Annotated in this window: 10 protein-coding genes; 2 read left to right on the top strand and 8 right to left on the bottom strand. The window is 39.4% G+C overall.

The window, feature by feature from the left end:
- Window positions 1-184: 184 nt before the first annotated feature.
- The 7 genes from FG24_RS03380 to FG24_RS03350 form a co-directional block, all read right to left on the bottom strand.
- Window positions 185-3,202: an Eco57I restriction-modification methylase domain-containing protein gene (locus tag FG24_RS03380; RefSeq protein WP_036301010.1), complete on the bottom strand. Its 3,018-nt coding sequence runs from the start codon at window positions 3,200-3,202 to the stop codon at window positions 185-187.
- 1 nt (window position 3,203) lies between these two features.
- Complete coding sequence (locus FG24_RS03375; protein WP_036301007.1) at window positions 3,204-4,856, bottom strand: Eco57I restriction-modification methylase domain-containing protein; 1,653 nt, start codon at window positions 4,854-4,856, stop codon at window positions 3,204-3,206.
- A 140-nt stretch (window positions 4,857-4,996) separates the two neighbouring features.
- Window positions 4,997-6,268, bottom strand: a complete 1,272-nt coding sequence (locus tag FG24_RS03370) for a three-Cys-motif partner protein TcmP (RefSeq protein WP_036301005.1) — start codon at window positions 6,266-6,268, stop codon at window positions 4,997-4,999.
- A 9-nt stretch (window positions 6,269-6,277) separates the two neighbouring features.
- On the bottom strand, window positions 6,278-7,024 hold the full coding sequence (locus FG24_RS03365) for a DUF5131 family protein (RefSeq protein WP_036301002.1): 747 nt from the start codon (window positions 7,022-7,024) through the stop codon (window positions 6,278-6,280).
- 2 nt (window positions 7,025-7,026) lie between these two features.
- A complete protein-coding gene (gene tcmP / locus FG24_RS03360; protein WP_036300999.1) occupies window positions 7,027-7,917 on the bottom strand; it encodes a three-Cys-motif partner protein TcmP in 891 nt (296 codons plus the stop codon).
- A 14-nt stretch (window positions 7,918-7,931) separates the two neighbouring features.
- Window positions 7,932-8,510, bottom strand: a complete 579-nt coding sequence (locus FG24_RS03355) for a LexA family protein (protein WP_036300996.1) — start codon at window positions 8,508-8,510, stop codon at window positions 7,932-7,934.
- A 75-nt stretch (window positions 8,511-8,585) separates the two neighbouring features.
- On the bottom strand, window positions 8,586-9,743 hold the full coding sequence (locus tag FG24_RS03350; RefSeq protein ID WP_036300993.1) for a helix-turn-helix domain-containing protein: 1,158 nt from the start codon (window positions 9,741-9,743) through the stop codon (window positions 8,586-8,588).
- 56 nt (window positions 9,744-9,799) lie between these two features.
- Between FG24_RS03350 and FG24_RS03345 the strand changes: the two genes are divergently transcribed.
- Complete coding sequence (locus FG24_RS03345; RefSeq protein ID WP_081880929.1) at window positions 9,800-10,024, top strand: helix-turn-helix transcriptional regulator; 225 nt, start codon at window positions 9,800-9,802, stop codon at window positions 10,022-10,024.
- Between the two features lie 295 nt (window positions 10,025-10,319).
- Window positions 10,320-11,411: an IS1595 family transposase gene (locus tag FG24_RS03340; RefSeq protein WP_081880928.1), complete on the top strand. Its 1,092-nt coding sequence runs from the start codon at window positions 10,320-10,322 to the stop codon at window positions 11,409-11,411.
- Window positions 11,412-11,541: 130 nt separating this feature from the next.
- On the opposite strand, the gene FG24_RS03335 is transcribed toward FG24_RS03340, so the two are convergent.
- A complete protein-coding gene (locus tag FG24_RS03335; RefSeq protein WP_051901410.1) occupies window positions 11,542-11,808 on the bottom strand; it encodes a helix-turn-helix domain-containing protein in 267 nt (88 codons plus the stop codon).
- Window positions 11,809-12,104 lie beyond the last annotated feature (296 nt).

Genomic DNA, 12,104 nt, shown 5'->3' with positions numbered 1-12,104 from the left:
GTAATGAGCATTGTTTATAAGTAAGCCCCTGAAACTTAGATACACGTAGCTATTATTTTAGTTAGCAACTCTGTACTTGCAACAGGACTAAACTACCAAGCAGGCGGATTCATCTTATCTAAGGTGTCTCAACGAAAACCAGAAACGCAGGTCTTGGAACTCGGTCCCAGCGAGTTCCACCTATTTACATTTGTTCACCAGGAAGTACCAAGTCTCTAATTTCGTTAGAGAAACCCCACAAAGCATTAAATTTCATTTCAACCGAATTTAATAACACCTTATGCTTCGTAGTTAATGCTTGTAGATTCCGTCCGGAGGCTGTTCTAATGTCTTGCAAGACTTTCATTAAGGCTCTAACATCATCAACGATAGCGTCGTGTTTAGCTTGATCAGCTGGATTGCCGATAATATCCAGATTAGGTACAGGAATATCATCTACTACCGCAGTACCTCTTGCGTACCATCCTCCACCAAATGGACTTCCACGCTTCCTCACGAAAAACTCAATTGCGCGATGATTCAATAAGCCTAGGAAGAACTCTAATGAATAACCATCTTTCGGTCCAATTAGCGCAACTTCACCAGCAGTACCACCAGAAGCATAAGCGACACCGACAGTGTCAATTGCATACTTATCACCCTTTTGATTGACTGAATAAATGATTTTTGGTGCAGTGAAGACAACCTCCAGCGCTTGATGTCTTCCGTATGCGTAAAACACACCTGGCCTAGGCGGAGGTGACACACTACGCCTCTCTAATCTAGTTTTATGCGCATCCAAATATGCCTTCGCCATTGGGTAATCTCTACGCATCGCCGCGGGATCAATGGCCGCAGGCGCTCCGCCGATAGAAATTGCATATGGAAAAATCATCAATGCGTCTGCATCTATCGGCATGTAGGAAATAACCCGTGAAGAGTCATTCACATAAGGACGTGTAATTGCCTTCTCAATCCTCCATGAAACACCGCTTTTGACAAAATCAATGTAATTGCCGTTCACCGTAAACGTATCAATCAGATAGACATCATTGGCACTGGTTTGAATGCCATTTTTAGCGTCAATCAGCTTGGATAATGGCGTTGAATTAGCTGTCAGCCTAGCCAGCACAAGTGCCTCACTGTCATCATTTGGCAGCACCCATGCGCTACCACCGACACCTTTAAGTAATGCACCAGGAAGATTGAACCCAGGCGCATGAGGTTGCAGCAAGAATTCCTGGTAATCATTGACATGGCGGTAGCTAAAATCGCTAGTACCTGTTTTCGTTAATACAAGCAGGCAAACGTAAGCTGACTTACCTTCGAAAAGTTTTTCATTTCCGAAATCAACGATTTGTGACACTAACCCATTCTTGGCAAAAATCTCTCTGAGTTTTTTACCGGATTCAATGGTAATCCATTTGTTGGGGATAACCATTCCAAACCAAGCACCAGACTTCATTTTGGATAAGGCGCGTTCTATGAACACAAAATACTTATCGAACTGCTTATATGCCGTCTTATAGTTATCCTTGTAATAAGCCATCTCTTCGGCGTTTTCAGACAACATTTCCTCTGTTTTTACATATGGTGGATTACCCAAGACAATGTCAAAACTTTCTGGAAGGGTTGATGCTTCCCAATTCAACGGTTGTGTTTTATCAAACACGACTCCAGAGGTGAATGGGAAACTTGTCGCATCAACTACAGTATTGCCATGCAGGATATTATTATCGAGATCAGGCAATATCTTCGTTTGAGCTATTGGAGGCAGTGTGCCCTTAGTCTCATCCTCAAGTAAGCGAACCATCAGGCTAAAGCGCGCAATCTCTACCGCGTTGTAATCAATATCACACCCAAACAGGCAGTTGCGCAGGATCTCCCTTTTTGCGGTGAAGGCCAATTTGTAATTATCATCGGTCACACGATAAAGCAGTGTCTCATCACCTTGCGCCAGCAGCACCTCAATTGCCGCCTCAATCATCTCATCGAACGCTTGCAGAAGGAATCGGCTAGAGCCAACGGCCACATCAAACACATGCAGCGACTTGATGGAGTCCATCGTCAAAGGGCCTTGCAGTTTTAGCTCTGTGAATTTAGATTGGAATACTCTACGAACCACTTCATCAACCAGTGGCTGGGGCGTTGTTACGATCTCCCGGTGAACATACGCAGGTTTGAACTCAAGGCTAATTGACCCGTCTGCAGCAAATACAAGTTGTTGTCCAAGAAATAGCTCATATACTTGACCAAGAAAATCTGCATCAAGAACACTGAAACTATAAGGTGAATTAGGTGCGTAAACCTCATCCACAATACCTATAAAAATGTTGGTATCAATTTCGTAAGTGTCTTGAAGCCTATCCTTTGTTACGTCGAACAAGCCTGTGTTGTATCGATCATCCAGGCGTTTGAATAGTGTCCTAAGCTCAACCATGCTTTTCGTATTTGCAACATCGCGTAAAACGTACTCACCCTCAATACCGCGGTCTTCGCACATTCTGATAAAAATGATACGGTTGATGATTTTTTGTGTGAAATCGCTTAACTCTTCAATCGCTAATGCTGAATAACGTGATGAAAGATCCTGAGCAATCCGAACTCGCCAGCTATTGATGCGGTTTAAAAATGAAGCATTAGCCGGTATTGATCCAGTTGCGGTGGTTTTGAATACAGCTTCGATACCTCCTGCAGCGACCTGATCTCGACCAAGAGCAGCAACAATTTCGTCAAATCTTGAAACGAAATCCTCATAGTCAACCGACATCAATAGGCCGACATCAGCATCGTCATTTGCCTTAGGTTCTAGTTGGACGTCATAGATTCTTAACGTTCGGAAGTTCGTCAGGACTGCGATGTGGTGTCCAGCCGTATAGCCATAGCTTCTAACTTGGAATGCACTATCTTTATTAATACGAATATCAACAGATGGCCTTTTGGCTTCAACGAAAAATTTGCGAACAGCTGCAATCCTGAATGTATAGTCAGGTTTCTTTGTTGAGCTTTCCGTTTGGTGTGACTCTTCGCGAAGAACATCTCTCAATGCACTTGGCAGACCTATAGAGTTGTCCATTTGCCAACCCATTAATGCAAATAAGGGGTCTATAAACTCTACTCGAACTTCTGTTTCCTGAAAGGTGGACGAGGAGGCAATGAACCTTGTTTCATCAACCTTAAATCGGCCCACAAGTTTTTGTAATGCAGATTTTATATGTGTCATCTTATTCTTCTATAACTGCGTCTTTTACACCAAGTAAGCGTTGGCGACGTGAACGGATATGTATCCAAGCTTGATGAATAATACGACAATCATCTTCACTTAGCCCAGCAGCTACCAAAACTTTTCTATCTTGTGAAATAAATAATGCATCCGGGTCATGTTGCTCAGATATCTTTAAATCAAGATCAACCAGATCCATATCAGCAACATCAACCACGGGCACCAGCAACTTCTCAATTTCAGATGGCACCATCTCAAGAACGCCACCGCCATAATGGCGACCTTCCATCTCTGCAGTTAATGCAGTCAGGCTGTTAATGAAGCAGTAAACTAATCTTTCAGGATTGGTTAGTGATGTAATGCGATACGCAGTATCTGTTGTATAGGCACCAGCACTATTCAAGATCAGTCTTGGGTAGTTATGCGCACGTTTTAACATACCAAGGCTTGTTGCATACACTGATGGCACAGAATACCAAGGCGATCTAATACGGCATTTGTATCTTGTGTGTAGACTTTCCTTTTCGCCTTCAAGAATGTACTTCTGGGCCAGAACTGGCAAATCATTAAACTCTACCTTGCCGATCGTTATAAAGTTAGTCGGCATGCCCTTTTCTGCATTGCCGTGATGAACCTCTTTGCTGTAAATAATCCCTGGACAATGTCCACTGCGGCCAAACATTGGCTTAGCGTAATCTTGGAGCTGATATTTTGATACGGTTGCATTATCGACAAGGAAGAATTTATTGGCGCCAGTAACGATACCAACATCTACTTTAGCGATGTCTGAGAACTTCTTGATTGAAGGAAATTTTCTAATGCGCTCAAACACTTCAAGTTCTTCTTTATCCAGAAGAACTTTCATCCATTTTCCATTGAGTACATCGCCAGATACATATTTGGCAGACTCAAAGATCTCTTCCGGATCAGTACTAAGAAAATCGTTGTTGGGTGCCGCAACAACCGCTACACCTTGTGACGGTTTAGTTTGATTTGTTTTTCTCTCGACCATCAATAAGACTGTGCCTTGAAGTGCATCTTCAAATAGTAATTCGTTTGGATCAATCATTAGTATGCGTGAGCACCAATCCAATAAGAATTTACGAAGCGACATGGCGTGAAGAACATGAAGCAGTTCTGACGGAATTACCATTGCAAGTCTGCCACCAGGCTTAAGCAAATCTACACTAGCAATTACAAAGGGCACCCATGCGTTAGTATGTTTTGTAAAGCTTAAGTTATATCTCTTGAATAGCTGCTCTGAAAGTTTTTGATCGTTTTCATTTAAGTATTGATAACGAATGTATGGCGGATTACCAACCACTGCATCAAACGTCTTCTCTTCACCCAAACGCTCAAGGCCCCATTGGAGAAAATCGCAATTAACTATATCAGCATCGATATGCTTGTTGAGAGAAGCTTCATAACGTGCTTTATTAGCCTCTTCTTCCAGAAGCTCAACGCCAATGAACTGCAACTTACGTGGAGACTCTCCATTAATCGCACGAATGAATGAACCGTCACCACAACTTGGTTCGAGTATATGTTTAGGTTTTTTTAGCAATACCCATTTGGCCAGAAATGAGGCAATGGGGGCTGGAGTGTAATAACCGCCTCTTAATTTAGTTAATGTTTCATTTTCTTTAAAATTCATCTAATTCACTTCAATTCTACGAAATTACATTCAGCATAACTGCAAAAAAATTTATTGCCCTCGCTCTATTAGGTCCTGCCAAATCATCTTTAACTCTCGTTGCTAAGCTCTGCCTTTTTCTACGATTTTTTATAAAGTTGCTATATCCCAAATAAAGAACGCTGTGCTGCAGGCATTATCTGATCATTATTTTTTATTTGAATTGCTGATCTTCTTATTTCACCATTCACACCTACGACATCTAGGATTTTGTTTGTCAGTAGCTCATGAATTGTCTCTTGATAAATAGATGCTGATGCCGGTGAACCATTACATGTTTTTGCAAATAACTCACCAAAACTCATCCCATCATTATTCGAAAATATTAACCTAGGGATTTGTGCTGCAAGCGTTGCAATGCTGGTTTTACGTGCTATATCATCAAATTCAAATCCTAAGCTTGATTGCCCACTTAAGCTAGCATCATGGTCAGGATCATACCCAACCATCTGAAACATATTTAAACCGGCACCGCCATAGTGGATAAAATAATTTTGATTATCCCAATGTACCTTAGTCATAACATCGCGTGCACGGAAATGCTGAGACATATGAATTAGCCAGTAATCACCATGTCCTTGATTATTTCTTATAAAAAATGGTGTGTAATATTCTGCACCACACCGCGATACTAAACTCCGATACAAGGCGCTCTGAATAAAATATCGCCATTCTTTTTCTGAAGACTTAATTTCCTCAATAGACTTCCCTTGCCATGCATCAGTAATGCCAATTTCATCTAAAAGTTCATTAGTTAAATCTTTATCACTAGCGAAATTAACAAATGAATCTACACCAAAAGTTAATATAACTTCTGCGCTAGGAAGATTAGCGAATATCTTTTGAATTAATCCCGTTGGTACTTCTTTATATCCATATTGATCAAGCACAAAAATTGATCTGCCATTTCTTGGACTTTTTCTTTTGATTGACTGGATTATGTTATCTACTTCATTCTGAAATTTTGCATGCCTTACTTGTATAGTATTGCCGATTTGGCTTGCATAACCATCTTGGCGTAAAACCTTATCTAAATGAAGATAAGCATTTCGATTAGCTTCAATGAAAAAATAACTTACATCTAATTTCAATGGCTTTCTTCTACCTTGGTTAAGTAGAAATTCAGCCTCTTTTGTAGCATTCAAGCATACAAATGGCGAACCCTTAATGAGCTCTTTTGTGTCCTGATGATAGTAAAGCCCTCCGCCTGCAAAGCCATCAACAATGGTTAGTCTCAACTCATCTTGATTAGGAGAACTAACTAATGTTTTAAAGTACGCAGCTAGATAGCTTTGAAGAATACGATGTTTAGCTATGCTATGTTGCTGGATGGCATCTGGCCCATCTTCCCAATTGTAGTGTTTTAGAGCCATGGTGTGATTTTAAACCGATGCAGACATGTCTGGCATATCATCCCATGTACGGCCATTTAATTCTCTGCCGTTGTATTTCTTCGCTCTCTTTTTACCATCCACTCCCCATCCTCCCCATTGTTTAAAGAAGAATGCAACACCAGACTCTTTACATTGATCTCGAATAGACTCGGCCCATTCAGCTTTCATTGGGCGCGCATTACGCCCAGACTCCCCGCCAACTATTACCCAATGTATATTACTTAGATCAAGTTGGCCAACATCTTCGAGTAATGGCTCTACTGAAAGAAAACGAATATGAGCATCGATTTTTCTTAGGTCGTCTATGCGAGGAACCCCATATTTTTTATCTTCTACGGATACACCAATCCAAGCATTTTTAGGAGCTTTTTTGCCTTCAAAATACTCAGCCATTCGCGCACTACGTTTGGTGAGAATCTGAAACGTATGTTGGCTTGCTTGAATGATGACCTCGAATACTTTATCAATGTAACTGAATGGAACATCTTCATGAAATAAATCAGACATTGAGTTAACAAAGTAAACGGTAGGTACTTTCCTCTTAAGTGGTTCAAGCAGTCTATTTGGCAGGATAGTCAATTGAAAACCATTTTCATAACCTGGCGTACCCATAGCTTCAAGTCTTTGCGCCATGACCTCTGCATAACAAAACTTGCAACCAGGTGAAACTTTTGTGCAACCCACAGTAGGATTCCAAGTTTGTTCAGTCCACTCAATTTTGCTTGTAGTTGCCATGATTACTTCCTTAACAAATGATTTGCTATTTTTATCGCTGTAGGTGCCCCAATGGGATTGCCCGCTGCAAAACACAATAAGTACATTGGATTGTTGCGTGTGTTATAAAGAGCCTTAGTGGTAGGCGAAACACCAGAAAATATTGTTTTTAATCGGCCAATAAAAAATTGACCTATTTCATCAAATGAAGCATCTTTTACTAAAGATGTTTCATCATCAAATAAGCTTGCTTGTTGATCTTGCTTATAAAACGCCTTTTTCCATTCGTCAGTGCCAAATATTTTGGTTAATTTTTCTGAGAATCCTTTATCAGGCAAACCGTCTTTTTTTAATAATCTATTTGCACCGGTTCCTAAAGGAAACAATAACCATAAATCTATGGCTTTAGTTTTTGCTATAAGACAAAGCAACTCCCATTCTACATTCATGCCATAGGGGTCAAGGAATAATACAGCACGCTCCTTTTGCCATTTATTGGATAGACATAATTGACGAATGTATTCTGGGCCATCTCCGCATAATATTTTGCAATGCCCCTGCAATGCAGGGTAGTGTTGACTAATGGTTAACTTTAATTGATTTGTGTGTTCTTCGTTCTTATCAATAAATATATATTCATCAAATGGTGCATCTAATTCAAGGGCTATTCTAGCGCTACCCTTTTGATATGAATTAATTTCTGGCAATTCTGCTGTTGAGAAAAGTGGTGAGTCCATGACGTTAACATCTCTGCTCTTCCTTTCACCAGTTCCGGCAAATGCATCAATATATATAGTCTTAAAATGCTTAGCCTTCTCATTTTGAGTAAATATCAATCGATATGCCTGCAGATAACTTTTCAATGCAGCTAACTTTTGCTCCGTCCACGAACCACCAAATTCATGATCAACCATAAACAAAGTCCAATCTAATGATATTTTCTAAATGAACCAACAACCAAACCAAATATTTCAAGATGATCTTTTGGTCTGATAGGAGGGTAACCTTTGTTTCCTGGTTTTAAATAGAATCCAGCTTTATCATGCGCTAGGTATTTTATAGTAAATTCATTATCGACAATCGCCACTACAACATCCTCGGCCTTTGATGGGGCGCCTTTTTTTACGATTACAACATCACCTGGCATCAAACCAGCATCAATCATAGAGTCTCCTTTTACAGAAAGCATGATTGTTCTGGATGGTTGCTCAATAAGGTAGTCATCTATAGAGATTACATCGCCACGATTATCATTGGCTGAGCGAGGAGCTCCAGCTTGCACGTTATCCAATATCTCTCGATCAAAGAAACGTTTTCCAGGTTGCAATCGTTTGTCTGGTGTCGATGACAATAAGTCAATTTCTTTCATACGTTTGACGAAAGAAGACACTGCGGAAGTTGTTTTTAAACCAACTAGCTTTGCAATTCCTGAAAAAGAAGGCAACACATGATGATGCGCATAGTAGTCGCGTAATTTACCGATATATTCTTCATCACGATTTATCATCGTTATTATAGTATCATAAATGCTCGTTATTAAACATATTTAACGAGTGTTTGCTCTTTTGTTGAGAAATGCAAATTAAATCCATGAAATTTCTGGTTTACGTACAATCCATTTTGAAATTGTCGATGGACTTATTTTAAGTTTGCGTGCAATTTCAGACTTTGTGAGTCCTAATGCAGCAAGCTTTTTAGTTGCAGCAATTCTTGCTGTGGCCTTTTTGCCATTCTTTCGTACGCCAGGACTTACTTTCCTTTCCGCAGCAAACCAAATTTCAGCTGAAAATATTTTTAATTGCCAACCTCTACACGACAATTCATAGGGATCTAACGTTTGCCTTAGATGGTTAATTAAATGGTCATATTCCAAATTAATGAATTCATCATAAGAACAGCCTATTTGCATCTTGAGTCTGGCTAGTACGTATGGGCACTGAGATAGCGCCTGAAAAATCATATCCTTCTCATCAGTTTTAACTTCTTTATCCAGAAATTCTGGATAGAGCAAATCACACATTGCTGTTGCTGAAATTGCTTGCTTGAGCATAGTGGCACCCTGAACTCTTTCTGTTAATTCGTGTTTTTTAATTAATTCATGTGCTTTTTTGCCGGTTCTGTAATTCATATAATTTTTAGAGCGATTTTTGGTATCGCTTTGGCTTTGTGAGTGCCCCTCACAAAATCGCCTACCAGGCCAGGTCCTGCGATAACAAAACTCGCAAATTCCTTGCTTATCCCAGAGATATTTAGTCACACCAATTAATGCCATCCCCCATAGCATTGCTAATGAATCCTGCTTAGGGTCTTCTGTCTCATGATTGATCAGCCACATGCCATATTTTGCAATTGTGTGGATTTGTATTCTTGAAAATACTGGTGCTTGAGTGTTGTGAAAATTAAAAGAACTCTTTTGAAAATCATTTAATAGCGTGTTGACAGATTTTTCGCTTGTCAGATATTGCCACCACCTTAAGTTGTCATGGTTCTTTGCATTTTTACGGATCCGCTTAAAAATCATATTAAAAATAAGATCGGATCGGCAGCCGTAGGCCTCCAAATCCACATGTGAATCCTTAACTATCCTGGGTAGCAAATTGCTATACAACCGCGTATCTAAGTAAATCCTATTTACCAGCTCAGGATAATCAGGCGGCCAATAATCCACTTCAGCACCAAAAATCATTGCTGAATTGTGCAGCTCTGTCCATCCGATACGCAGAAAATTAATGCCACTCATTATTTGACATTTGATGTTTTTATAATGACTACCATGATACAGATTTCCTATTCAAAATGCATGTAACTGCAAATAACCGCATGGGCTTAGATATGGAAAAGAAAATGCTGATTGATGCGAAAGAAGTAGCTCAAAGGCTAGGAGTTAGCCTACGTAAGCTTGAGTATTTGATTTCAGATGGCAATGCCCCCTTATTCATGCGTATTGGCAGAACCAGGAAATGGCGACTAAAAGATGTTGATGAATGGATAGAAATCCTATATCAGAAATCTAGCAAATAAAAACTAATTTTGTACAGGGCTCAAAAAGCCCATATTTAAGAGGGGAGTTAAAAGATGGAGTAAATACGAAGATTTAATAGTAGGGCGTAGAAAGCACAAAGCCCAGAAAACCTCGCCAAAGGTTCTGAGCTTTGAAATGTGCTGCAATCTAACAGGACTGTAAGTATATTTTAGCTTTATAGATGTGTTTGTCAAGAAAAACCAATGATTGTTTTAATGTTGGACAGATTGTTGTTGTCTGAAAAAACACTTCGCTACGCCTGCAATTTTCATTTAAAAGAAAAGGCAGGTTTATATGGCAATGCATTACAGTAGAAATAAGGCCAATAGAAAGTTAACTCTATACCAATTGGCAAGACTTACAGAGGAAGAATGTTGGGAAATATTTAGGGTTCGCAGGTTTGGAGAAGAAGAAAAATTTGCTTGTCCGGAATGTGGTGCAGTTGAAAAGCACTGGTTTATCAATACAAGAAAACAATGGCATTGCAAACACTGCAACCATCGGTTCAGCGTAACTTCTGGCACTGTATTTCATAATAGAAAGTTAAGTTTATCTAAGCTACTGTGCATCCTCTTCTCTTTCGTTACGGGATTGCAAGGGGCGAATGCGAATGAGCTTCCATCGGATTTAGGAGTAACTTACAAAACCGCATTTTTAAACATCAATAAAATAAGAGAGGTAGTTTTTGAAACTATGGATCTAAGCCCACTTGAAGGTACAGTTCATATAGACTGCATGCATATTTGTGGCAAGCCTCGGAGAAGCAATAATAGGAAATCTTCTGATTCTTTTTTAGTTAATAATAAACTGAGAGTCAGGAAGGATTCTATCGTTCCTGATAAAAAAGCACATCCAGAATCTTCCAATCTAAAGAAATTGGAGAATCGTCGAATTATTTTAGCGTTATCACAAATTGCATCAAATGGTAATCAATCATACGGCTCCAATAGAACAATTACTTATGTTTTGAAAAAGGAAAAAGCTGAGATTATTCTGCCACTTATAAAAAAATCAGTTGCTAAAGGTTCTGAAATCATGACGGATTTTGGAGGAGCGTTTAGCAAAATAGAGCCTCTATTAGGGATTAAGCATTCTGCTGTGAACCATTCGGCACAATATCAAAACGATTTTGGTATAAATAACAACCAAGCGGAGTCTTTCTTCTCAAGAATACGACGAGCAGAGTTTGGAACGTTCAATGCCATGAGCAAAACTTATTTGTCATTTTACGCTTCTGAGGCTGGATTTAGGAATGACAGCAAAACACTTGGGATTGAAGATAAATTCTACTCGTTGTTATCAAAAATACTTAATAAAGAGCCTTCTAAAGCATTTTGTGGATATAACCAAGGGAAGCGGCTGGGCTTTGAATATTGTTATAGCTAATATGTATTAGATTAGACATGATCTAAGCAGTCGTTTATAACCAAACTTAATCTTTAATTAAAACTCTGACTAATGCGATATTAGTTAGAGTTTTAATTTAGTAATACTTTATGCAGTTGTTACTAACGATTTATGAGGCGGGTTGCGTGCAACGATAGCGATGCAAGCAAGTCATTAACAAGTCTATAGATAACTTATCAATCTTCCCCTGCAATAAGTCACTAATTTGTGGTTGTGATAATTTGAACACTTCGGCAGCTTCAGCTTGCTTCCAACCTTTGTCTTCTAAAATGTCTCGCAGCGCAATCATCAGATCGGCACGAACTTGTAGCTCTTTGGCTTCTTCTATATTGTCTGTAACTGCATCAAAAGCATTACTAAAACTAATCGAGTTCATCGTTTTTAACCAACTAATTTAATATCGATAAAATATATTAATCCATAAAAGACATAGGGGGCTAAAGTTAATGATTTGGTCTAGCGGAACAGTCAGCACGATGAAATCGTGACAAGAGGTTGATGTCAACCACGCTTCAAGAATACCCAATTTTTATTAACTCCATAACTTTTACAGTGTATGAAGCTAACAATTAAAGCTTAGAAAGAACAATGGCCGCATAAGCGGCCACTGCATGCAAGATTCTCTTAGTGCTTTCACACCTAGCCACTCCTGGTGACATCCAGTTTCCCAGA

Source organism: Methylotenera sp. L2L1 (assembly GCF_000744605.1).
Classification (GTDB): Bacteria; Pseudomonadota; Gammaproteobacteria; order Burkholderiales; family Methylophilaceae; genus Methylotenera.
Note: the sequence above shows the minus strand (reverse complement) of the source record. Positions and strands in the feature narration are given on the sequence as shown.